This is a genomic window from Paroceanicella profunda (assembly GCF_005887635.2).
Taxonomy (GTDB): domain Bacteria; phylum Pseudomonadota; class Alphaproteobacteria; order Rhodobacterales; family Rhodobacteraceae; genus Paroceanicella; species Paroceanicella profunda.
The window spans coordinates 943374-966255 of sequence record NZ_CP040818.1; the positions used below are offsets into that span (position 1 = coordinate 943374).

Annotated in this window: 19 protein-coding genes; 12 read left to right on the plus strand and 7 right to left on the minus strand. The window is 58.2% G+C overall.

Features of this window, described 5'->3' with window-relative positions:
- Positions 1-161: 161 nt before the first annotated feature.
- Entirely contained in the window at positions 162-4124 is a 3963-nt protein-coding gene (locus FDP22_RS04300; protein ID WP_138578575.1) for a hypothetical protein, read from the plus strand.
- Between the two features lie 78 nt (positions 4125-4202).
- Positions 4203-5300, plus strand: a complete 1098-nt coding sequence (locus FDP22_RS04305; RefSeq protein WP_138578577.1) for a hypothetical protein — start codon at positions 4203-4205, stop codon at positions 5298-5300.
- A 760-nt stretch (positions 5301-6060) separates the two neighbouring features.
- On the opposite strand, the gene istB is transcribed toward FDP22_RS04305, so the two are convergent.
- The gene (gene istB, locus FDP22_RS04315) at positions 6061-6852 is read right to left on the minus strand and encodes an IS21-like element helper ATPase IstB (RefSeq protein WP_143972228.1); all 792 of its coding nucleotides are present in this window, start codon (positions 6850-6852) and stop codon (positions 6061-6063) included.
- Entirely contained in the window at positions 6842-8371 is a 1530-nt protein-coding gene (gene istA, locus FDP22_RS04320; protein ID WP_143972275.1) for an IS21 family transposase, read from the minus strand. The genes istB and istA overlap by 11 nt, the downstream gene beginning before the upstream one ends.
- 100 nt (positions 8372-8471) lie before the next feature.
- On the opposite strand from istA, the gene FDP22_RS04325 reads away from it, so the two are divergent.
- The 8 genes from FDP22_RS04325 to FDP22_RS04360 all read left to right on the plus strand — a co-directional run bounded on the left by FDP22_RS04325 (position 8472) and on the right by FDP22_RS04360 (position 19198).
- Complete coding sequence (locus FDP22_RS04325) at positions 8472-9656, plus strand: type IIL restriction-modification enzyme MmeI (protein WP_138579318.1); 1185 nt, start codon at positions 8472-8474, stop codon at positions 9654-9656.
- On the plus strand, positions 9653-10831 hold the full coding sequence (locus tag FDP22_RS04330) for a GIY-YIG nuclease family protein (protein ID WP_138579320.1): 1179 nt from the start codon (positions 9653-9655) through the stop codon (positions 10829-10831). The genes FDP22_RS04325 and FDP22_RS04330 overlap by 4 nt, the downstream gene beginning before the upstream one ends.
- Positions 10828-12879 (plus strand): DEAD/DEAH box helicase, encoded by a 2052-nt coding sequence (locus FDP22_RS04335; protein ID WP_138579322.1) that lies wholly within the window; start codon positions 10828-10830, stop codon positions 12877-12879. The genes FDP22_RS04330 and FDP22_RS04335 overlap by 4 nt, the downstream gene beginning before the upstream one ends.
- Entirely contained in the window at positions 12872-14080 is a 1209-nt protein-coding gene (locus FDP22_RS04340; RefSeq protein ID WP_138579324.1) for a GIY-YIG nuclease family protein, read from the plus strand. Before FDP22_RS04335 ends, FDP22_RS04340 begins: the two co-directional genes overlap by 8 nt.
- A 70-nt stretch (positions 14081-14150) precedes the next feature.
- Positions 14151-15788, plus strand: a complete 1638-nt coding sequence (locus tag FDP22_RS04345; protein ID WP_138579326.1) for an RNA-directed DNA polymerase — start codon at positions 14151-14153, stop codon at positions 15786-15788.
- On the plus strand, positions 15781-16530 hold the full coding sequence (locus FDP22_RS04350; protein WP_138579328.1) for a hypothetical protein: 750 nt from the start codon (positions 15781-15783) through the stop codon (positions 16528-16530). Before FDP22_RS04345 ends, FDP22_RS04350 begins: the two co-directional genes overlap by 8 nt.
- Before the next feature lie 369 nt (positions 16531-16899).
- The gene (locus tag FDP22_RS04355; RefSeq protein WP_138579330.1) at positions 16900-17811 is read left to right on the plus strand and encodes an ArdC family protein; all 912 of its coding nucleotides are present in this window, start codon (positions 16900-16902) and stop codon (positions 17809-17811) included.
- Between the two features lie 166 nt (positions 17812-17977).
- Positions 17978-19198 carry an AlbA family DNA-binding domain-containing protein gene (locus tag FDP22_RS04360; RefSeq protein ID WP_138579332.1) on the plus strand — a complete coding sequence of 407 codons (1221 nt, stop codon included), beginning with the start codon at positions 17978-17980 and terminating at the stop codon, positions 19196-19198.
- Between the two features lie 38 nt (positions 19199-19236).
- On the opposite strand, the gene FDP22_RS04365 is transcribed toward FDP22_RS04360, so the two are convergent.
- On the minus strand, positions 19237-19416 hold the full coding sequence (locus tag FDP22_RS04365) for a hypothetical protein (RefSeq protein WP_138579334.1): 180 nt from the start codon (positions 19414-19416) through the stop codon (positions 19237-19239).
- A 570-nt stretch (positions 19417-19986) separates the two neighbouring features.
- Here FDP22_RS04365 and FDP22_RS04370 point away from each other — a divergent pair.
- Together FDP22_RS04370 and FDP22_RS04375 are read left to right on the plus strand one after the other, a co-directional pair.
- Positions 19987-20223, plus strand: a complete 237-nt coding sequence (locus FDP22_RS04370) for a hypothetical protein (protein ID WP_138579336.1) — start codon at positions 19987-19989, stop codon at positions 20221-20223.
- A complete protein-coding gene (locus FDP22_RS04375) occupies positions 20220-20507 on the plus strand; it encodes a hypothetical protein (RefSeq protein ID WP_138579338.1) in 288 nt (95 codons plus the stop codon). The genes FDP22_RS04370 and FDP22_RS04375 overlap by 4 nt, the downstream gene beginning before the upstream one ends.
- On the opposite strand, the gene FDP22_RS04380 is transcribed toward FDP22_RS04375, so the two are convergent.
- The 4 genes from FDP22_RS04380 to mobC are packed head-to-tail and all read right to left on the minus strand — an operon-like array spanning position 20504 to position 22773.
- On the minus strand, positions 20504-20824 hold the full coding sequence (locus FDP22_RS04380) for a biotin/lipoyl attachment domain-containing protein (RefSeq protein WP_138579340.1): 321 nt from the start codon (positions 20822-20824) through the stop codon (positions 20504-20506). The two genes, FDP22_RS04375 and FDP22_RS04380, sit on opposite strands and share 4 nt — an antisense overlap.
- Positions 20818-21033, minus strand: coding sequence for a hypothetical protein (locus FDP22_RS04385; protein ID WP_138579342.1), 216 nt, complete (start codon positions 21031-21033; stop codon positions 20818-20820). Before FDP22_RS04385 ends, FDP22_RS04380 begins: the two co-directional genes overlap by 7 nt.
- Before the next feature lie 16 nt (positions 21034-21049).
- A complete protein-coding gene (locus tag FDP22_RS04390; protein ID WP_138579344.1) occupies positions 21050-22372 on the minus strand; it encodes a relaxase/mobilization nuclease domain-containing protein in 1323 nt (440 codons plus the stop codon).
- A complete protein-coding gene (mobC, locus tag FDP22_RS04395; RefSeq protein WP_138579346.1) occupies positions 22369-22773 on the minus strand; it encodes a plasmid mobilization relaxosome protein MobC in 405 nt (134 codons plus the stop codon). Before mobC ends, FDP22_RS04390 begins: the two co-directional genes overlap by 4 nt.
- Positions 22774-22882: the final 109 nt, after the last annotated feature.

Sequence of the window (22882 nt, forward strand, 5' to 3'; positions counted from 1 at the left end):
TGATCAAGGTAGTTTTCGGGCGCGAAAATCCGCCCCGTCTTACTTGCCGATCGCGGATTTCAGATTGGCGACGCCTGAACCCGATGGCAGATTGTTTCGCATGAAGTGCGCATACTCAAATTCTATGGGGCTGGTCATCATGAATGGCGGGGGCCACCTGCATGACTGACGGTAAAACACCCTCGCATCCGGTCGAAGAAGGCGATGACGGCGCCGGATCGGGAGCCCATTCCCTAGCTGGATATGATTACCAGGTCGACGTGTCGGTGTGGCTCGCGCTGGATCTCCTACTGGCGAACAAGATTGCCCAATCGATCGAACTCGAGCCCGGCACTGAGGAGGATATCGAGGCGGAGCTCATCGAGAGCGAGCCTGGCCGCCTGGCGACGAAAGTTTCCGCCGACGGCTATAAGCTTGTCGTGCAGGCAAAGCTCCGTGGCGGCGATGCTTGGACGGTCGCAGGCATCAATGCGCTGCTGAAGCATGGCGGCGCGCGCCGGCTCTCTGCGGCGCGACGCCTCGCCGACTCTGATGTTCGATACCTTCTGATCACCAGCGCTGCCCTGAACGGCGAAACGCGAGGCCTGCGCGTCGGCCGAGCAGGGAGCTGGCCCAAACCAGGTGGAATGCCAGCGACGACGGTTTCCAGCCTTCCCGCCAAAGCTGCCGGACGTGTGGGCATCATCGCTAACCTCGACGAGGACAAGCTGGTCGGGGAGATTAAGCGTATCCTGATCGAGCGCTTTGGGATTCCCTATTCCCGCTGGATAGAATGCCTCCACAAGCTGCGCGAGGAAGCGCGCATGCGTGTTCGGCGGGTCGGCGGGGGCCAGTGGCAGCGCGACGAGGTGGCACACATTATCCGGGAACATGACGGCTATCTCGCGACATCGCCGCAGCTTGAGAACTATGTCTATCCCAAGAACTGGGCGGCGCTGCGGGAGGCGATGGGCTCGCCCCGATATGCCGCCGTGATCATCGGTCAGTCGGGAACCGGCAAGACACTCGCGACGCGCAAACTCTACGAGGAGTTGCGTGCCGAGAATCCTGGCATGTCGTCAAAGCCGATCCGGCAAGGACCGCAGCAACTTCGCGACGACAAGACTGATCCTGCCGTCCTTTACGACATCGAGGACCCGTGGGGCCGTTTCGATTTCGAGCCAGCCAGCCGCCCCTGGAACGACCAACTTGCCCGCTTTCTTGCCGGCGCCACACATGATCGGCGTATCGTCGTCACGACCCGGCGCGACGTGGGTGTGTCGGCGGGCGTACTCAGCACCATCGAGCCGTGGTTGGTGCCACTCGAGGTCGAGCATTACGGCCCAAAGGAGCGCAGCAAGCTCTATCGAACCCGGATCAGCACGCTGCCTCGCGATGTGCAAATGCTCGCTGCCGACGCAGAACAGCAGGTGCTCGACGAGCTCGCCTCACCGCTCGAGATCGAAAAGTTTTTCGATGCCATGCGAACGTCCGGGCGGCCTGAGCTCAATAATAACGGTGGCTTCATTAAGGCGGCGATGAACCGAGCGCATGAGGAGTCGATCGAGCTAACGGTCGTCGAGCAGATTCGGGAACGGAAAGATGTCGCAGCCGCTGCCGTGATTTGGGGGCTCCTGAAGGCGAGCGAGAAGCTGTCGATCCGGACCGTTCGATCGCTGGAAGTCGATCTGGCGGAGCGCAGTGACAGCTTCGACCGCGGCGTCCAACCCCTTATCGATTTCTTCGCGGCTGCACGCAATCTGCGCGTCGGCGAAGGCGACGCGACCTACTATCATCCTCGAGTGGAGGCCGGCATTCAGGCCGCGCTGAAGCGCGATCCCGTTCCTGCTGCCGTCGCGCTTCGGACGCTGATTGACGTGTTGACGGATCCAGATGGCCCTGGGGCTGCCTGGGGATCGGGGATCGCGGCACGCATCCTAGAAGCGACAGGTCGCGTGGAGGAGTTGGCTGTATCGCCGAAACCCGCCGCGCAGAAGGCGATCGACACCTGGATCGATCAACAGTTCTCAGATCCCGCTACGCGCATTCCTGAACATTTTCGGATCGCAGCCGCGGTCGGATCGGAGGAGTCGGTCGGCGCGGAATTCGCGCGATACATCAACCATCGGCCCGACAGAACCTTCGCCAACCTGATGCACTGGAGTTCGCCGGGGCACGGCCAGGATTGGTACGATCGAATGGCTCACTCACCGCAGATGCCGAAGATTGCGACACGGTTCGTCCGCGAGATGCTGCCGAATGATCGAACCGGCTACGGTTTCGCGCTCGTGGCCGATCTCGAGCGCTTCGCGCCCGATCTGACCCCGGTTTATCTCGAGGCGACCGCCGGGATCGTTCGAAATGGGTTTGACCCGGTCGTCGACACGCTGGCCGAGGGAGCTTTGCGCGATCTCGACGGGTTCGAAAGCATCGTTGACGCCGCTGTCGCTGAGCTTGCGCCCAAACCAAACGATCCCGAAACGGACCGCAAGGAACGCCTTGCCTACATCAACAGCGTTTATTCCGACGAATATATGGAGCATCTCGCCGAGAGAGGCGACGGGCACACAGCCCAGCAACTTCTGCGCGCCTATGTCGATAAGGTGCGTGAGGTCAAAGGCTGGCAGCGGCTGGCCCAGCACCCTCAGGCTGAAGCCCTTCAGGCGGACTGGATGCGATCGCTCGCAACCGACGCGCGCGAAGGAACGCCGCCCAGCTCAGAGGAGCTTGGTGGTGCCTGGTCGATCGTCCGAGACGGCGAGAACGAAGATGCGATCTGGCACGCGCTTCGTCATCATTGGGACGATGCCTATCATGATCGCCTAATCGAACGAATCTCGAAAGGGCTCGACGGCAGGGATGTCAGGACGGCAGCACTGTCATGTTTGATCGCCCATCGCCGGGAAGAGTTGCCACGAATTCTCGATGGCCTGATCGCTACGGGTGAACAGGAGCGAGCGGTCGAACTCGCAATCGATCTCGGCCACATCCTCGCTCAGCGCGCCAGGAGCGGGCCTTTCCATGAGCCGGACGATGACGCTCCGAACCCGGGAGAAGATGAAGCCAACGCCGCCAGGAACCTATTGCCTGCGGACTACGCGGCTATCGCATACGCCGCCCGCGCGCTGCGAACCGATGCGGCCGAGATCGTTCCACTCCCGCCACCAGCGGCAGCGTTGCTCGCTGCTACACCCGGAACCCGCCCCGACGTTCGGCGGCTGCGGATCAAACAACACGCGGTGTTGGGAGCCAATGTCGGGCCAGACATTGAGGTAACGCTTGCTGAAGCTAGGGTCACCTGGGAGGATGCACATCCGTGTGCCGAGGCGATAGCCGCCGCAATCGCGCTGGGCCTCAACCACATCGTCGAAGACGCGCTTGATCACATGTTCGCCGACGTCGTCGCGCCCGCGCTCAAGGCGGTCGGCGATCCGTTGGAAGCCCCACTTCCTGCGGGTTTGCTCGAACTGGCAAAGGCGGACGGGAGTCCGGTCCGGAAGGCTCTGGTGGCGCTTTTGGCTGCAAAGCCCCATCCCGACCATGTTCCGACGTTGATGTCGCTGGCACATGAACAGTGGTCTGCTTCCTATCGACGATACGAAGAGGATGATCACTTCCCCATCGCCCACCAAGCGATTGCCGCGCTTGCGGCACTGCCAAGCCTGCCATACGATGATCTTGAACGTCTCGACACGCTCGGGATTGAGACCACCGATCCAAAGCTCCGCTACGACGTCTTTGAACTGCTTGTCACGCATGGCGGACGGGCGATGCAGGAGCGCCTGCTAGATCTCGCCCGGTCGCCCAGCTGTGCGACGAGCGGCTGCCCATGCCCTCGTCTTCAAATCGGAGAGTCTAGATGCGGCCGTTGTCGTCGACATCGACGCGGCGACAGTCGCGACCCGCATGCCGAGCGTCGCCGCTTCGCTCGTGCTTGTCGCCGCCTATCGTGGCCGGAGCGAATTTGTTATCGCGCTCGCACAGTACCTGGCAGCGCGCCCGAAGCGACGCGTTCTCGTCCTCCTTGCAATCTGGCTAACCCGCGAAGAGCGTCCGGAAGTGGCCGAGGCATTGGAGGCGCTCCTTCCCACAGGCCATGCAGCGATTGCCTGGCTTCGGAGCGGTCCCGCGACGGTTGCCGATGATAAGCTCGTCAAGGATCTGGGCGACCCGGCGGTCTGCCAAGAGGTCCTGCGCTGGCTCAACCCCAAGGAGCCAAAAGCGTGAAAAAGCCCTTCGACCTGTTGCGTGAGATCGCCCGGTTCGGCGTGAGCCAGGGGGTTTCGCTCAATGATCCCGCGATGCCGGCAGCGTTCGGCTTGCATGTCGATGATTCGATGAAGGAGGCGATGTCGGATCCGACCTTTCTTCAGGGTCTTCGGGCCGAGGCCATGTTCGAAAACCTCGTGACGAGCCTGGACGAGGTCATGATGATCAAGCCCGAAGACACTGGCCCCCTCCAATCCGCCGTGTTCATGCAAGCGCCCGATTTCCGGATCGTGCTGAAGGATGGGTCGAATTGGCTCGTCGAGGTGAAGAACGTCTACGTCCGGAACGCCTTGCGCCAGCGCCGCAAGATCCTGAAGCGAGATTATCGGCGCGCGCTCAACAATTATGCGCAGGCGACAGGTGGAACGCTCAAGCTCGCCGTTTTCTGGGCTCGGTGGTCGATCTGGACGTTGATCGATCCCGAGCAACTTGCTCCCGGTGACCAAGACCTGACGCTCGACATGATGGATGCGATCAAGGCGAATGAGATGGCAGCGGTCGGCGATCAGACCCTTGGATTACGGGCGCCGCTAACGCTGCGACTGACGATGGATCCTGATCGCACCAGCGACATCGGTGAGGATGGCCGTGTGCTGGTCAACATCGGCAAAGCCCAGCTTTTCTGCGATGGCAAGGAGCTGTTGCACCCGCACGACCAGCAGATCGCCTGGACCGTGATGAACTATAGCGACTGGGAAACGCCGGACGCCCGCGCCACCGTTGACGGAAAGCGCGTTCTCGCGATCGAGTTCGAGAGCAACCCGCCGGAGCTGAGCTATCAAGGTTTCGAAATGGCTGGCAGCCTCAGCCGAATGTTCGCCCATTATTATGCGCAGCGAACGATGTCCGGTGGTGAGGTCATCGATATCAGCGCACCCGTCCAGGCCGGATGGTTCACTTCGCTTTGTTCCAGAGAAGGCTTAAACCGCATGCCGCTGTGGCGCTTTGTCATGCAGCCAAATTATGGAGACTTCCAGCCAGTCGACGCAGCGCGACACGCGATCGGTTCGCTGCGGCAGCCGGCGGTACTCGAACACAAGCGGACGGATTGATTTGGGCTCGCACCATTCCCAAGGCGGCCCACGGAAGCCAAAGTGTTCGTTCCAAGCGGCGGATTGCGCAGCGTCCTTCCCGTCCACCGGGAGGTAGGCATTGGGAGTGCGCAGTTAGGTGCGAGTATACCGCGGTAATGGCAATCGGCAGAGGCACCCACATTGTCGTAAGCCCCGGCGAAATCGTCATCGTACCTGCTGGAATGTTGGATCGTAAGCGCGAAAACCTTAATATTTTCGTAGGCGCTGACCTTGGCTATGTTTTGCCCCTTAGCTTGAGGGGTATCGTAGCGGCCGATGATGTAAGAACATTCGTAACAGGTTTCGAAAGGCAGGAGGGCCAGCGCCCCTCGCGTATGGCATAAAGCTGCGTGCCAGCGCCGTCATGCCATATGATATCCGAATGCCGGAGGAGACTGGGATCGCGGCTTGACCCGACCGCAGAACGACTGACACCCCGCCGCACCAGCAACGCTGAGGAGCTGCGCATGCCCCGGCCGGGCGATCAGATCTTCGATCTTCACCCCAGCCCAGGCCATCTTCATCGAAAGCGCAGATGGAGAAGGGAACCTCGATATCCAAAAGCCATCGGATCAGACCAGTTGGACGCGTAGACCCGGCACTGCTGGTGCGATCACATGGGTAAAGTCCCTGTCGCACGTAACAACCACATAGTTACGCTCAAGCGTGTTGGATGTCACTGAGAACTGACCCAGCATTGTCATCGAGATTTGACCCGCCTGTCAGTATGTCGGTCGGTTCATGATGGGGTCAACATTGGCGTCTCCTTCCTCTTTTTTTTCGCGGTCTCGGAGCTGGCCTTGAAGCGATAACTGTCGTTTCCGGTTTCCAGGATGTGGCAGCGGTGTGTGAGGCGATCGAGGAGCGCCGTGGTCATCTTGGCGTCACCGAAGACGCTGGCCCATTCGCTGAAGCTTAGGTTCGTGGTGATCACGACGCTGGTGCGTTCGTAAAGTTTGCTGAGGAGGTGGAACAGCAAGGCGCCGCCCGAGGCGCTGAACGGCAGGTATCCGAGCTCGTCGAGGATCACCAATTCGGTTTTCACCAACGCCTCGGCGATTTTCCCGGCCCTTCCCAGCGCCTTTTCCTGTTCCAGCGCGTTCACCAGCTCGACTGTGGAGAAGAAGCGCACGCGTTTGCGGTGATGCTCAATCGCCTGGACTCCGAGGGCGGTCGCCACATGGCTTTTCCCGGTGCCGGGCCCGCCAATCAGGACCACGTTTTCGGCAGCATCGAGGAACTCGCATCGATGAAGCTGCCGAACGAGGGCCTCGTTGACCTCGCTGGCCGCGAAGTCGAAGCCTGACAGGTCCTTGTGGGCCGGGAAGCGCGCTGCCTTCATGTGATAAAAGATGGACCGCACTTCACGTTCGGCCATTTCAGCCTTCAGCAGCTGGGACAGGATCGGGATCGCCGCATCGAACGCAGGCGCGCCCTGTTCCATGAGGTCATGCACGGCTTGGGCCATGCCTGGCATCTTCAGACTGCGGAGCATGATGACGATGGCAGCTCCGGCGGGATCATGACGCATGGCGTTTGCCTCCGGATGTGCGCAGCCCATCGTAGCGTGCAACATTGGCCTCGGGCTCCTTGCTCAGCGTCAAGGCCGGAGGCGGCGTTACGTCTGGCAACTCGACTGAAGTGCCGTTCACCAGCCTGTGCAATAGGTTCAGCACGTGGGTCTTTGTCGGCACGCCGGCCTTCAACGCCATGTCCACCGCGCACAGGACCGCCTGTTCGTCGTGATGCAATACCAACGACAGGACGTCGACCATCTCCCGATCACCGCCGGGTCTGCGCAGCATCTGATCCTGCAGCTCACGAAAGCCCCTCGGCATCTCAACAAACGGGGCGCCGTTACGCAGCGCACCGGGCTTGCGCTGGATCACGGCCAGGTAATGCCGCCAGTCATAGATGACGCGGCCCGGTTGCCGATGCGACCTTTCAATGATGCGCTGGTGCTCGCAGACGACATGCCCTTCAGCAACGACAACCAGCCTTTCGGGGTAGATGTGCAGGCTGACTGGCCGGTTCGCAAAGCTGGCAGGCACGGAGTAGCGATTGCGATCAAACGTGACGAGGCAGGTTGGGGACACCCGCTTGCTTTGCTCGACATAACCGTCGAACGCGGTGGGCAACGGCATCAGCGAGGGCTTCTCCGCTTGCCAGACGTCTGCGATGCTGCCGGGCAAACCGCCATGTGCGGTTTCGGCCCACAGCGCCTTGCACCGTTCTTCCAGCCAGCAGTTCAGCGCATCGAGATCAGGGAAGGTGGGCATCACCTGCCACATCCTGCTGCGCGCATCGCGGACGTTCTTCTCGACCTGGCCCTTTTCCCATCCCGCCGCCGGATTGCAAAAGTCGGGTTCGAACACGTAGTGGCTGGTTATCGCCATGAAGCGCGCATTTACATCGCGCTTTTTGCCGACGCCCACGCGGTCCACCGCCGTGCGCATATTGTCGTAGATCCCGCGGCCCGGCACGCCTTCGAAGATTCTGAACGCATGCCAATGCGCGTCGAACAGCATCTCGTGTGTCTGCAGCAAATATGCCCTGACCAGGAACACGCGGCTGTGCGACAGCTTGATGTGTGCGACCTGCAGCTTGGTCCGTTCACCCCCGACGATCGCGTAGTCTTCGCTCCAATCGAATTGGAAGGCCTCGCCCGGCTTGAACACCAGAGGCACGAATGTCCCGCGATCCGTCGTGTTCTGCGCGCGCTGCCGGTCCGATTTCCAGGCTCGGACAAAGGCTGAGACCCGCTCGTAGGACCCATCGAACCCCAGCTGAACCAGATCCGCGTGCATCTGTTTCGCCGTCCGCCGCTCTTTGCGCGATTTGCGCTGTTCGGCCAGCAACCAGCCCGACAGCTTCTCCGCGTACGGGTCGAGCTTGCTCGGCCTCGATGGTGCCTTGAACTTGGGCTCGACGATCCCGGCACGCAGGTAACGCCTGATCGTATTTCGGGACAGTCCAGTCCGCCGCGAAATCTCGCGGATGGGCATCTTGTCCCGCAGTGCCCACCGTCGAATGACGCTCAAAAAATCCATGTCGATCACTCCAATGACCCCCGACAAATCTCGTCAGGGGGAGGGTTCCACATGGGTCAATTCTCAGTGACATTTCCTATCGCTGCTGGGTCAGTTCTCAGTGACATCCAACAGCTTGACCACAAAATCTGTTGCTGCATTGGTTTCAACAAACTCAATATGCCAAGGGGTTCAAGTTCCGATACTTTGGCCGCTTCTCTTTCAAACGGGAAGCAGTATCACTTTTGCGCATACCAGCTTTAAGTGGTCAAATCTGGCAAGTCACAATGCGGGTGTGACAGTTGTAATCGTTGCGATCAGCAATCAAGCCGACAAAACGCCTACCATTTACACGCTAGAGGACGGGGCGACCGTAGCGAATTCGGTTGAGAATATTTCATCATATCTGGTGCCAGGAAAAGCGATAAATATCAAGCCAGCGAGAAGTTCGATTTCTGGCTGTGCTTACATGGATCTTGGCAATATGCCCAAAGATGGAGGCCATCTTCTGATGACTGCGTCGGAAGCTGAGCTTGTCTCGAAATCTGACCCTGTGGCCGAAAAGTATTTGTTCGACTTTGTTGGTTCACAAGAATTCGTCAAGGGCATCGTCCGCCGATGCCTTTGGATAGAGGATGATCAAGTTTCTGACGCCTTAACCTCACCTGAAATCTCAAAGCGGCTTGATGGCGTTAAGGAAATGCGTTTGGCCAGCGATGCAGAATCTACTCGCGCATTTGCCGATCGACCGCATAGGTTCAAACAGATTCAAGGTCGAGGGACTGACAAGACAATAGTCGTACCGAAGGTAACGTCGGAAAATCGAGTTTACCTTCCGGTAGGTCTCCTGTCTAAGCATTCTATAGTTTCGGATAACGCGTTTGCTTTGTACGACGCGCCAATATGGAACATGGCGCTTATCGCCTCTAGGGTGCATTGGGTCTGGGTTTCAACCGTCTGCGGGCAGCTTGAGACGCGCATCCGCTACTCAAATACACTTGGATGGCATACGTTCCCCGTTCCCAAGTTGACCGAGAAGAACAAGGAAGATTTGACCCACTGCGCCGAGGACATCCTGTTGGCGCGCGAGGCGCATTTTCCCGCCACCATCGCCGACCTCTATGACCCCGAGAAAATGCCGGACGATCTGCGCGCAGCGCATGATCGCAACGACGAGGTTCTGGAGCGCATCTATATCGGCCGCCGCTTCAAGAACGATACCGAGCGCCTGGAAAAGCTTTTTGAGCTCTACACCAAGATGACTTCCACAAAGGGTGCTGCAGGTAGAATAGCAGGTGCCTCGTGAGTGAGTCCCCAAACTACGCTCAAGGTGGCGATGCGCAGGCGATCAGAAGGATCGCAAACGACTACTATGGCGGGTACGCCGAGATGTTCGCTGCGCATGGCTGGCCTGAACGCGGCAACAAGTTGATGCCATCGGTCCAAGCGCGCGTCGTTGACACCTACGGCAGCGTTCGAGCCTTCGAGGAAGCGCACAAGGAAAGCGATTTGATGTTTCCGATGGAAGCCATCAAGTCCGACCCGCCCAATGTCTGGCTCACCAGTTTCTATGGCTTCAAACCCGAAGAATGGGGCTTTCTCGGATTTGCCGACGAAAGCAGGAGGCAGGGCTTCATCAACGGTAGTAAGCCAGGCGTTCTCGTCGTGATCTATGGGGCGGGAGAAGCCTCGAAAGACGAGCTCTACAAAGTCATTGGCGTTCAGCAATGCTCTCACAAGATCGGCAATGCCGAACAGTTTATGTTCCCACCCGCATGGGATGCCAAGGAGAAAGACCCCCACCGCGCGGGCCGCTGGAACTACGGGGTCAAGGCAACGCGGGCTTGGCGCGTTACGCCCGAAACTCGCATGAATGTGCTCGATTTTGCGCCCGAAGCGACGAAGTCGAAAGCTTGGCAGCACATAGGTTCGCGCGGCGTTCCCCTGTCGCAGGCAGAGGCCGCCAACATACTCAAACTGGATTTGCAGGAAGTCGATGTTTATGGCCAGAACCCTATTATCGGTTCGCTGGCCGGAACTGCACAGGAGATTCTCGCTCCAAGCAAGGCGGGACCCGTTTCGCAAAACTCGTTTGTCACCCGAGAGTCCGAAGGACCCAAGCATCTCTACATTCTCGCATTGCAGGGCGATACAGATGCTTTTCTGGGTAGGCCTGCGAATGGCCAGATTATCGTGAAGGCCGGCTTCTCCAAGTCGCCACAGACACGATGCGCCGATCACAACAAAGCCATTCCGAAGTGTGCTTTCCGATGGGAAGTCCTGCATTCCGGACCGAAATACGGCATCAACCCATATCCAAGCTCTGATCACGCGAAGAGCGGGGAACGTGCCATGCAGAAGATTTTATGCCAAAAACCAAAAGGTTGTTCTCTAGGCGGCGAGTTCTTCCTCGCCGAATCTGGGCTCGTGCAAGAAGCATGGGACAAGGGCAACCACGCAGCGAAAGTGTTTAAGAAATGAGTACCAAGTCTGTCCCCTCCGTTTCCGTCACCTATTCCCGAAACGGAAGCTCCACCAAGTCGAACGAGCTCGGCATGCGGCCCATGCAGGAACGCGCGTATGAGAAACGGGGTGAGCAGTACCTTTTAATCAAGTCGCCGCCTGCCTCCGGCAAGAGCCGCGCGCTTATGTTCATCGCGCTCGACAAGCTGCACAATCAGGGGCTCAAGCAGGCCATCATCGTCGTGCCCGAGAAATCCATCGGATCGAGCTTTCATGACGAGCCGCTGAGCAAGTTCGGGTTCTGGGCTGACTGGACGGTTTCGCCGAAGTGGAACCTATGCAACGCGCCTGGCAGCGAGGGCGGCAAGGTCAACTCGGTTAAGGCCTTCCTTGACGGCGACGACCGCGTGCTGGTCTGCACCCATGCGACCTTCCGTTTTGCCGTGGACAAGTTCGGGATTGAGGCATTCGATGATCGGCTGATTGCAGTGGACGAGTTCCACCATGTTTCGGTGAACCCCGACAACAAGCTGGGCGCGCATCTGGCCGACTTCATCGCGCGCGACAAGGTGCACATCGTCGCCATGACGGGATCGTATTTCAGGGGCGATGCCGAGCCCGTCATGATGCCGCATGACGAGGCGAAATTCGATACCGTCACCTATACCTACTATGAACAACTCAACGGCTATAAGTACCTGAAGCAGCTCGACATCGGCTATTTCTTCTACTCGGGCGCCTATGCTGACGACATCCTAAAGGTTCTGGATGCAGGCCAGAAGACCATCGTGCACATCCCGAACGTGAACGCGCGCGAGAGCACGAAGGACAAGCACCGCGAGGTCGAGCACATCATTGATGCCCTGGGCGATTGGCAGGGCTCCGATCCTGCGACCGGCTTCCAGCTTGTGAAGACGGCGGACGGCAAGGTGCTGCGTATCGCCGATCTGGTGGATGATGAACCAGCCAAGCGGGACAAGGTATCGGCCGCCTTGAAAGACCCCGCCCAGAAGAATAACCGCGATCACGTCGACATCATCATCGCCCTTGGCATGGCCAAGGAAGGGTTTGACTGGATTTGGTGCGAGCACGCCTTGACCGTGGGCTACCGCGCCAGCCTGACGGAAATCGTGCAGATCATCGGCCGCGCCACGCGCGATGCCGAAGGAAAAACCCGTGCCCGCTTCACCAACCTGATCGCCGAGCCCGATGCCTCAGAGGAAGCTGTAACCGAGGCCGTGAACGATACCCTCAAGGCCATCGCAGCCAGCCTCCTGATGGAGCAGGTGCTCGCCCCTCGGTTCAACTTCGCACCCAAGAAACCCGACAGCGGGCCGGTGGAAGGCTTCGACTACGGCGAAGGCGGCTACAAGGAAGGCGAATGCAATGTCGGCTTCAACGAGGAAAGCGGGCAGTTCCAAATCGAGATCAAAGGACTGGTGGAGCCCAAGAGCAAGGAAGCTGCACGCATCTGCCAGCAAGACCTGAACGAAGTGATTGCTGCGTTCGCGCAGGACAAAACCAACATCGAGCGCGGTCTCTTCGATGAAGAGCTTGTTCCCGAAGAGCTAACCCAGGTCCGCATGGGCAAAATCGTCAAGGACAAGTATCCCGAGCTCGATGAAGAAGACCAGGAAGCCGTGCGCCAACACGCGATTGCTGCGCTCAATCTGACGCAAAAGGCCAAGGAGATTGCTCTCGGCAACGATAATGATGATGTCGCCAGCGCAAACACCGCGCTAATCGACGGCGTGCGAAAGTTCGCCATGGACGTGCGCGAACTCGACATCGACCTGATCGACAGGATTAATCCGTTCAGCGAGGCATATGCGATCCTTGCCAAGACAATGAGCGAAGAAAGCCTCAAGCAAGTTGCTGCCGTTATCTCGGCCAAGCGCGTACAACTCACGCCGGACGAAGCACGAGACCTGGCGAAGCGAGCCCTGAAATTCAAACAAGAACGCGGGCGCTTGCCGTCGATCACTTCACCCGACGCATGGGAAAAGAAGATGGCCGAGGGCGTTGCCTTTCTGGCCCGTATGAAGGCGGAGGCCGCAAATGGCTAAGCAGTTTACCGATGACGATGATGCATTGCTTGCCGAGCTTGGCGTCGAGGTAGAGGACAAAAAGGCTTCCAGCCGCACCCCTCGCGAAGAACGCATTATCGCGGGCTTCGAGGAAATCCAGCGGTTCGTCGACGAGCATGGTCACGCTCCTCGTCATGGGGAGAGCCGTGATATTTTCGAGCGCATCTACGCGGTTCGGTTGGAGCGCATGCGTGAGCTGGATGAGTGCCGTACACTTCTGGAGCCGATGGATCGGCAAGGACTTATTGCAGGAAGCGAGGATCTGGCAGCCGAGCCCGCTGATGATCTGGACGATGACGCGTTGCTCGCCGAACTTGGCGTTGAAGTGCAGACATCGGAGCTTACGCAACTCCGCCATGTCAGGCCAAGCGCCGAGAAGAAGGCTGCCGAGGAAGTTGCGAACCGCCAGAGGTGCGAGGATTTCAGCAAGTTCAAGCCGCTCTTCGAGCAAATCCAGAAGGAGCTTGATGCGGGGATACGCGAAACGCGCCCCTTCGAAATGAAAGCCGAGATCGAGACAAGCCGCTTCTTCATTGTCGGCGGACAAAAAGCCTACGTCGCCGAGAAGGGCGAAGTCATTACGACCGAACACGGGCGGACGGATGCCAGGCTTCGTGTGATCTTTGACAACGGCACCGAGAGCAACATGCTCATGCGCTCGCTACAGCGCGCCCTGAACAAGGATGATGCCGGACGCCGGATTACCGAGCCCACTGCCGGTCCGCTCTTCACCGATCAGACCATTGATGGTGATGAGGCCAGCGGGACGATCTACGTGCTGCGCAGCAAATCCGACTTGCCTCTTGTCGCCGAAAACCGCGATCTGGTGCACAAAATCGGCGTCACCAATATGAGCGTCGAAAAACGCATTGCGGGCGCGCACCTTCAACCGACGTTTCTTATGGCGAACGTCGACGTGGTCGCGACCTACGAACTTTACAACATAAACCGCACCAAGCTCGAAAACCTGATCCATCGCATCTTTGCCCCTGCAAAGCTCGACATCGAAATCAAAGATAGGTTCGGCAATCCTGTTGTTCCGCGCGAATGGTTTCTTGTGCCCCTCTACGCCATTGATGAGGTTGTAGAGAGGATCAAAGACGGGACAATCAAGGAATATCAATATGATCCGAATTCGGCCACGCTTGTTTCGCGAGCGCAGAAGAATGCGACGAAGTGAACATAATGACCGGGCAAGCTAGTGACATGAACTATAGGTCTATGAGCGCGGGAAGAGCCGGAGAGCTGAAATGCTGACTGTAGAACAAGAGCATTTCCGCAGAGCGGCATTGGAAATCGGTCAGAGCGGCGAAAACGACACGCTCCCCTATGATGTAGATGCGGGCTTCATTCGCGACAAAGCCGATGAACTATCAGAGATATGTATTCGGCTCTTCCAAAGCGTTAATGCAAAATCCGTGAAGGATGCAGCGGGCTTTATGAACGAGCTGACGATCGGTTCAGAACGTCTCTTGGTTCCTGCAGGTTCTCACGGCTTTCGCATCACCACGAAGATTCATCCTTTCTGGAACCTCTACCTCAACGGCCTCGGTTTCGCGATTGCGGAAGCCAACGAACCAAATCGCAGCGACCGCGCGCACTCCTATAGGCTGAGTGCCGACGGAGAGTCCCTGTTTGACAAAGGCCGGTCTTGGAGAAGTTACAAAGAAGCAACCATTCAAGAGCCCGCTCTAGAACGGGAGGGCTGCGTAGTCGTTCAGACGGACATCTCTAGTTTCTACGAACATATCTATCATCACAGACTAGAGAACGTCGTCAATGACCTGGCTCCCGCGAATTCAACCGTTGCCGTTCAAATAGACCGAATTCTTAGCAAGCTGGCATCAGGGAGGTCATTCGGATTGCCCGTTGGGGGGCAGTGCGCGCGCGTGCTTGCTGAAGCTATGATGACCCCAATAGATATCTCGCTCTCTGATGCGGGTATCGTCTGGCATCGCTTTGTCGATGACTTCACATTGGTCTGCAACTCTCAGCAAGAAGCGTACGCGGCTCTTTCCACACTTTCGAATTCTCTTGCGGACTACGGGCTTTCGCTAAATCGGACCAAGACGACCACCCTAAGTGCGAAGCATTACAAAGAATACATCGGCGTGCAGCTCGGACAGGGTGATGAAACAACAATCGCCCTACGCGAGCTTGATCTCCATTTTGACCCTTATTCAGATGCCGCTCAAGCTCAAGCCCAGTACGAGCAGCTAAAGAAATCTTTTGACGCCATAGATATTCAGTTTCTCTTGGACCTTGAGAAGGAAAAATCGCAACCCGATGCCTTCGTGATGGCTCAGATCGGCAGGGCATTGAAGTTTCAAGAGCCGCAAGTTGCTGCGCAGCTATGCGCCACGCTGCTGGACCCGAGCAATTTAGACTCGTTCCGAGCCTCTTGGTCGAAGATTCTTCGAGGCGTCTACGCAGTCCGGGCCAATGAAGAGTTCGAAGGCGTATTCGGGCAAATTGATGATTTGCTGGATAGAATCCCCGCTGCAACGCCTCACCTTTTGATGCCTGAAGCGAATATTCTGCACTACCTCCGCGCCATTCGCTTTAGACGGACAGAAGTCAGGGGAACTTTTGTCAGGCGAACATATGACCAGAGCTCATCCAGTTCGGTTCGACGTGCTTGTATCGACTGCTGGAGACACTGGCGCGACCGGGCAAGTTTTACGCGGCTGATAAACCTGTGGCAGAACCTAAACCCTGATGAGCAAAGGATGCTATGGTTGGCGGCCGGGAATTTCGGCGACGATGGAACCCATGCCAGGAGCCAGCTACGCAGGTCGTTGGAAGGATCATGGCGACTAGGTTTCGAAGATAACAATGGCGAGACGTTTGCAACCTGCTATCAGAGTTGGGTGGCGAACAATGGCTAAGAGGCTTCCGTTTCGCGACCCGAGAACTGTTGCGCGGGACATTCCTGGTGTTCTGGATATTCTCTTTCCGCGCTTGACTGGCGGCCTTGTCGGCGCTCTCAACAAGAGCATGTTTTCATTTCAGGGTATTGAAGCGCTTTCTGATGAACTTGTCGACGAAAGCCAACTCCACAAGGCGATGCTGTTCGAGCTTTCGATGGCGAGGGCAGAAAGGCTCTTGCAGGATGACGATGCGCCAAGTTGGGACGATGTCCTTCGCGTTGCTGTGGAGCGCCAGCGACAACATTTTGATGCCAAGATACCTGACGAGATTGTCCAGCACGACAAGGAATTGGCCACTCATGCGGCGAGCAATTTGGTCGCCATGTTGCGTAGCGCTCAGGAACAGCATCCTGATGTTACACTCTCCATTGCCCCGCCGATACCAGGTCTAGGATGGATAGCGTCTGGCACTGGGGATTTTGAGCTGGGAACAATCCTCATAGAAGTGAAGCACACTGACCGAAACTTCATGGCAAGGGATTTTCGGCAAGTCTTGATGTATTGGCTCTTGAAATACTCCGCGACGATAGAGCGTGGCGAGGATATCTGGACGGATTGCCTGTTCCTCAACCCGAGGCGCAATTCCGGGTTGCTATTTAATTTTGATAAGGTCCTGCACTCGGCTTCAGCGAGCTCAAACCGTGTTGAGTTGCTTGAGCTACTTCGTTCTGTTGTTGGCGACGAGTTTGCTCGCCGCTAATCGGCTCCTATTTGACCACAATTTTGTATCTCCAGTTCGAGTATTTCGCGCACCCTTCGGGCCGGGCTGTCGTGAACCGAGCCTGACAGGTCAGTCTCGGCCATGCGGCTTCCATCCCTTGCGCATCATCGGCCAGCCGTGAACGGCTGACACCTTCTTCCTTTTCGTTGGGGGCCTGACGGCCCCGTCCTCCGTCAAGACCAAGCCCTCCGCTTTGGCTTCGGGCGAAAGCCATGGGCCGTGGCTCGCCTGCGGCTGCGCCCGCACCACCTCCATGGCTTTCGGTCTGGACGGCCGTCCCCCCGCTCATTGGCGCGGGCCTAGTCCGGTTTCATGCGAAACCGACTAACCCAATGAAGGGAAAAGCCAATGAAACAGGATATTTACCAGAAAGTAACCGACAAGATTATTGCCGATCTGGAGCAAGGGCAGCTGACTTGGCTGAAGCCTTGGAGCGCTGGCAACATGGAAGGGCGGATCATGAAGCCCCTGCGGCATAACGGCATGCCCTATAGCGGCATCAATGTTCTGATGCTTTGGGGCGCGGCCGTCGAGGGCGGTCATCTCTCGCCGTTCTGGATGACCTTCAAGCAGGCCAAGGAACTCGGCGCGCATGTGAAGAAGGGCGAGCGCGGCAATCAGGTGGTCTATGCCAACACCCTGACCAAGCTTGATGAGAAGGACGACGGATCAGAGGAAGAGCGGAAAATCCCCTACCTCAAGCAATATACCGTCTTCAATGTCGAGCAGATCGAAGGCTTGCCCGAACACTACTACGCCAAGCCCGAGCCCATAATTGATCCCGCGCAGCGGATCGAGCATGCGGATGCGTTCTTCACCAGCACAGGCGCAGACATCCGCCATGGCGGGAACAGCGCGCACTATAGCGGCGGGAGTGATCATGTGCAGATGCCGGTGTTTGAGTCTTTCCGCAGCCCCGAGGCCTACTACGCAACCCTTGCCCATGAACTGACCCACTGGACCAAGCACAAAAGCCGCCTTGACCGCGAGTTTGGGCGCAAGGTCTGGGGCGATGAAGGCTATGCCAAAGAGGAATTGGTGGCAGAGCTGGGCGCAGCATTCCTTTGCGCCGATCTGTCCCTGACGCCCGAGCCCGGCACTGACCACGCCGCCTACATTCAGAGCTGGCTCAAAGTCCTGAAAGACGACAAGCGGACGATCTTCGCCGCTGCCGCTCATGCGCAGCGCGCGGCCGACTACCTGCACGGCCTGCAGCCCCTTATCGAAGTCGAGCCCCAGCAAGCAGGAGCCGCCGCGTAGGCGGCTCCATTTCAGAAAAAATTTTCGCGCCTGCCATCTGGCAGGCGCTTCCATGCTCTGGCAGGGCAAAATTCAAGAGGTACTGTCGCATCGATTATTTTTCTTTTAAAAACATAAGGATGATCTATCCTAAACGCTTACTTGGTTAGATAAGAATGCACACACGATGACCTATTTTGTACCGCAGACCCTCGAAGATATCCTAGAGATGCAAGAGCGAGGCGATTCCGAGAACGCCACACTTGAGTTCAAGTCATGCCGTCTTTTTGCGCAGAAAAATGAAAAGATCTTCGAAACTCTCTCACGGGAGATCACGGCATTTTCTAACAGCATTGGCGGTGTCCTTATCATCGGTGTCGAGGAGGACACTGATAGACGGATTTCCGAAATTGTACCCATTACAGATAGCAAAAAGCACGAGGCTTGGATCGAAGACGGTCTTCTCTCCCGAATCACGCCAAGCCTGCATTTGACAATTGCAAGAATCGAGGTTGACGAGGGGCATCTGCTCGTCATCAACGTGCCGCCTTCGAGGGCCGCGCCACATCAATCCGCCGACAAGCGATTCTATGCGCGTCGTCTGTTCCGCGTCGACCCGTTGCTTTCATTTGAAGTTGACGATATTCGGAGACGCGCCGCAGCCATGGCTGGCGGTGCAAATCTTTCAGTCCTCTTCCAGGGTGGCGCAATATCATTCGCCATTGAAAATGAAGGGCTGGAGGCGATCTTTGATGTCTGGATTGACGTTAAAGGCATTGAAAACAGCGACATTGCAAAGGTGTGGACCCCTGGGCTGGGCCGTCCCTATACAGAGCCCTTCCGCATTATTCACCCGGGTGAACGGCGAAATTTCCTCGGTGCTGGCTTTGATTTCTTCGAAGAGCAACTCGATGATCGTATGGATGTCACCCTTAACTATACGGACGACGAAAATGTAGTGCACGGCATAACTTATACCTACTATCTGAAGGATTTTCACAGCACCGCCCGCTTGAGGACGCCACACGAAGAATTGCTCGATCAGGGAATTAAGAAGCTTGAAAAATTGGAGCGCGCACTTTCTGATCTTGCACGGGATATTCGCGAAATTCGGGAATGTGCGTTTCATCCAACCGGCTTGAACCTTTCCAAGACTACACTGTCTGTTCTTGCAGGCGAGGAAGGTGTGAAGTGGCCAGGCGAGGCTCTGACTTTTCAGGCGCTGGCTGAATTACTTGAGGTGGACTTCGAGACGGCGATCAAGATTCAGCAAGAAATTTTTGGAGCGACGAAATATGTTGGCGGAAAGAATACGCCTTTAGGTGATGCTAAGTTGCCAGAACAGGTAAAGGAGAAAATCCTACAGCAACTCGCTCTTCCTCCAGAAAGTCTGAATTCGAAGAAGTGATCGCTCCGCTGCAAAGGCGGCGGCGCGACCGCGTAAAGTTACAGACCTGGCGCGCGCGCTGCGAGCTCGGCCTCGATATTGTGCATCGACTGCAGGGCGTTGTGACGCTCCTGGCTGCCGCGCGGGGCGGCGGCAAAGGCGTTGAATGCCTCCCGCAATAGACCGTGCAATTCTGCCGTGCTGCGGGATGCCGCTTCGAACCGTGTGACGAGTTTCATGGCTCATCCTCCTTTTCGCTTGAAGGAGGCCCCGAACCACTCAGGGCCTTTCGGCCCGCTCATCACAATCATTGGCCAGTGAAGGCCTGATGGGTCGGGTGACGACTGCCCACGCGGAAAATATGGGGGTGAGCCCATGAGATACTTTGCAACTGGTTTGCTGCGGTGATCCCCGCAAGTGGGGCTCTTGGATTGCTGACGGGATTGATCGTGAGCAGCGTTCAACAGCGCTGATGCTGCTGACGCCCCGCCTGTGCCAAGGAGCGGCTTTCCCTGTTCAGGGTGCGGATTTCACCATAGGCCGAGCGCTGCCCGTGTGCCTGTCACTAACGCGCACGGATAGCCGTCTCGGGCGGTTCGTTCGTTTTCTGCCTCGTTTGCCGGTCTCTTCCTTGCTCGGGGACGGCTTGCACCAAATGCCCCAATTCCCTGGCCGAAGGCGGCTCATCCTTCAATGTCCTGCCCGCGCCACCTGGCTCGCGCCAGCCGTGTTGAACATGAACGCTGACCCTTTGCCTCCGGCCCTGCGGGAGGGCGTTAGCAAGCCAACCCAAGCAAAGGAGAAGACACATGGCACGCGAAAACGAGAAACCCACCCAAGACATCAACGCGCCGGACTATCTGGCCTGGCACGTCACCCAGAAGGGCGAGAAATCTTTCTGGAACAAGGTCGGAGCCGCATGGAAGCACAAGGACGGGCGCGGCTACACCCTCCAGCTGGAGACCTGCCCGATCAATGGCCGCATCGTCCTGCGCCTGCCGCTGGAAGATGCACCCCAAACCGAAAACGAAGCGGGGCGCTCATGAGCGCCCCCATTACCATCCAGATCGTCTGGAACGGCATTGCGGTCCAAATCACGCACCACAAAGGCCGCTGGCATAAGGACTTCGATCACATCGAAATCCTCAGCGAAGATCGCAGAGCGCTGCCCGTCACCGAGACCGGCTACCTCTCGCATCACGTTGCCGCCGCCAGCGTCGAAGAATACGGCGGAGCCGAAAGCTACGTCCGCGCCTTCCTCGACCATGAAGCCGCCAAGCCCGGCTGGAAAGAGCGCGAAGCCGCCTCGCGGCAGATGTCGCTCTTCTAAGCTTGAACCGCGTCCGCCGTATCGGCGGGCGCGGGCGCGATCTCGACGAGCCAGCCCTCAAGGTTTGTCAGTCCTTCGTCGATCCAGACGACGGTGCCATCGCACGGGGCGTAAAGCTCAACCGCGCCGTTTTCACCTTCGGCGACGATCACAGCTTCATCACGCAGTACAGCATCGCCGACATTCTTGATGACGTGCAGGTGAGTGAGCGCGCCGGTATAGGCCTGTATCGCTTCGCCAGCGCCGAGGCGCACGGCATTACCCGAGAACAGCACGCGCTCGCCGGTCGGCGTCGTGAACTCCTGATCTTTCAGCACGGCGCGTTGTCCTCCGGCTCGGGGCGGGATGGTCTGGAGCGCGGCTTGAACTCCGGCACCAGCACATCGGGCTTTTGCTTGCAGCGCGCGTGGGTGAGGCGGATCGCAAAGCGGGCCGTATCCTCGGCCGAGAGCTTGAAGTGCAATCGCAACTCTTCGAGCAGCCTTGCGTGTTTTTCATCTAGATTGAGCATGAGCGTGTGTCTCATAGCAGTTCTCCTTTCGTTAACCGGGTTCAAAGCCAGGTCCGCTCCCGCGTTCGCGGGAGCGTTCCACATCGCGAGTCTCGCGCTGCCTCTGGCGTTGCTTTGATTGTTGGGTCGGGATGGGGGCAGCCGCGCCCATTTCCATGTACCGCGCGACATCGCGGCCGAGCGCGGTGATGCGTTCATTTTGCTTGTCGCGCGCGAGCTTGATCTGGCGCTGCAGATTGCGCCGCTCGGCAAGCTGGCGCTCGATCACCGTTTGCTTTTCGGCTCGGTCGCGCGCCTGCGCTCTGGCGATCTCGGCCTCGTTTTCCTGCCTGATCTTGTGGTTCTTGCCCGTGATCCAGCCCCAAAGACCCTTGAGACCTCGCGGCGTACGCGCCGCCCGTTTGCGTTCCTCATCCAGCCAGCGTTCCTGTTGCTGGGTCTTGAGCCCGTCCCGTACTTGCCGGTGGCGCTGCACCATTTGTTCGCGCTGGAACTGCGCGGCCAGGCCAGCTTTCTCGGCTCTGGCCTGTTCCTCCTTCGCCCATGCCTGCAGCCTGGGCGTCATCTTCTCCGCGATCCGCGCCTTTGCTTCATCGACCGAAGGTAACTCCCGCGCACCCCCCAGCCGCTCTTTGAGGTCTTTTGTTTTCGCGCCTGTTGTGCGGCTCAGGGAATAAATCTCGCCGCGCCAGTCAACGGCGACGTAGCCGCGCGCATCACCCCGCGCCAGAAAATACCCCCGCTCGCGTAGTGCCGACTCAAACGCCGCGCGATTGTCGGACGCGCTCCAGCATTCCTGCAATGCCTGCTTTATGGCCTTCGGGTCTTGGTGCGTGCGCTTGGCCTGTTGCCATTCCTCGCGGGTAAACTGGAACGGATCGCGCTGGCGCTGATCGCGGAAGCCCTTCGGCATTTCCCAGCCATGCTCAAGGTAAAGGTCGCGCGCGATGCCGTTCAGCGCGCGTTTGTAGAAGGGCAGGTTGATGGCCTTCATCTCTTCGCCGTCGATCCGGCTCCAGACGGCATGGGCATGACGCCTGCCTTCCTTTTCATGGAAGACGATAGCGCGGGGTTGGCCTTCCAGGCCGAGTTCGCTTTCGATCCTGCCGATGGCCTGCTCGAACGCCTCGACCGGCACGGCTTCATGTTGCGGCGGGCTGAGCGAGAGTGAGAACAGGTGTTTCTGGCAACGCGTGCCCTTGGCGATGGCCTCGCTTTCCTGCATCGCGCCGAACAAATCATCGGCGGCAAAGCCGCGCAGATCGTGCAATTCGATATGCTCGTTCTCCGCGCCCCGCATCAGGTGGTTTGCCAGTTCGCGCCCATTGCCGCGCTCATTGCCTTTCAGGATCATTGCGCGCCTCCATCCATGCCGAGGGCACGCAGCAGTTCGGCGCGGATCGCCATGACCTCCTGGCAAGCCTGCTTGATTTCTTCTTCTGTCTCGGGATGGACGGGCAAAGTGCCGGTATTCACAGCCCGCGCCAGCTGGTTCAGGTTCTGGGACAGACGCGACCCGCCAAGCGCGGCCAGCACCCTTGCCAGCGCCTGATGGTCGGCGAGCGGCTTGGCACCGCGCCGCCGAACTTTCGGCAGATCGCTCTCGAACAGCCTGGCTTTGATATACGCGCCAAGCGGCACGCCGTTCGCAGCCTCTTCCAGCTTCGCCCGTTCCTCGAAGCTGAGCCGCAGCGAGAACGGCGGCGGCGTCTTGCACTTGGCTATCTGGTTGAATTTATGGTGCGTTTTCGTCATCGTCGCACCGCGGGGCTTTAAACCCTATGGATGCGAGATGGCTTTCCCATTCCTCCAGCGCTTCGAAGAGAGAGTTCGAACTTTCTCCTCCCAGGCGCACCAATCCTCT

Bases quoted from the DNA above. Each gene is read 5' to 3' on its own strand.
- FDP22_RS04300 (WP_138578575.1), top strand. From the start codon at position 162: ATGACTGACGGTAAAACACCCTCGCATCCGGTCGAAGAAGGCGATGAC.
- istB (WP_143972228.1), bottom strand. From the start codon at position 6,852: ATGCGTCATGATCCCGCCGGAGCTGCCATCGTCATCATGCTCCGCAGT.
- istA (WP_143972275.1), bottom strand. From the start codon at position 8,371: ATGGATTTTTTGAGCGTCATTCGACGGTGGGCACTGCGGGACAAGATG.
- FDP22_RS04335 (WP_138579322.1), top strand. From the start codon at position 10,828: ATGAGTACCAAGTCTGTCCCCTCCGTTTCCGTCACCTATTCCCGAAAC.
- FDP22_RS04340 (WP_138579324.1), top strand. From the start codon at position 12,872: ATGGCTAAGCAGTTTACCGATGACGATGATGCATTGCTTGCCGAGCTT.
- FDP22_RS04345 (WP_138579326.1), top strand. From the start codon at position 14,151: ATGCTGACTGTAGAACAAGAGCATTTCCGCAGAGCGGCATTGGAAATC.
- FDP22_RS04350 (WP_138579328.1), top strand. From the start codon at position 15,781: ATGGCTAAGAGGCTTCCGTTTCGCGACCCGAGAACTGTTGCGCGGGAC.
- FDP22_RS04355 (WP_138579330.1), top strand. From the start codon at position 16,900: ATGAAACAGGATATTTACCAGAAAGTAACCGACAAGATTATTGCCGAT.
- FDP22_RS04360 (WP_138579332.1), top strand. From the start codon at position 17,978: ATGACCTATTTTGTACCGCAGACCCTCGAAGATATCCTAGAGATGCAA.
- FDP22_RS04365 (WP_138579334.1), bottom strand. From the start codon at position 19,416: ATGAAACTCGTCACACGGTTCGAAGCGGCATCCCGCAGCACGGCAGAA.
- FDP22_RS04370 (WP_138579336.1), top strand. From the start codon at position 19,987: ATGGCACGCGAAAACGAGAAACCCACCCAAGACATCAACGCGCCGGAC.
- FDP22_RS04375 (WP_138579338.1), top strand. From the start codon at position 20,220: ATGAGCGCCCCCATTACCATCCAGATCGTCTGGAACGGCATTGCGGTC.
- FDP22_RS04385 (WP_138579342.1), bottom strand. From the start codon at position 21,033: ATGAGACACACGCTCATGCTCAATCTAGATGAAAAACACGCAAGGCTG.
- FDP22_RS04390 (WP_138579344.1), bottom strand. From the start codon at position 22,372: ATGATCCTGAAAGGCAATGAGCGCGGCAATGGGCGCGAACTGGCAAAC.
- mobC (WP_138579346.1), bottom strand. From the start codon at position 22,773: ATGACGAAAACGCACCATAAATTCAACCAGATAGCCAAGTGCAAGACG.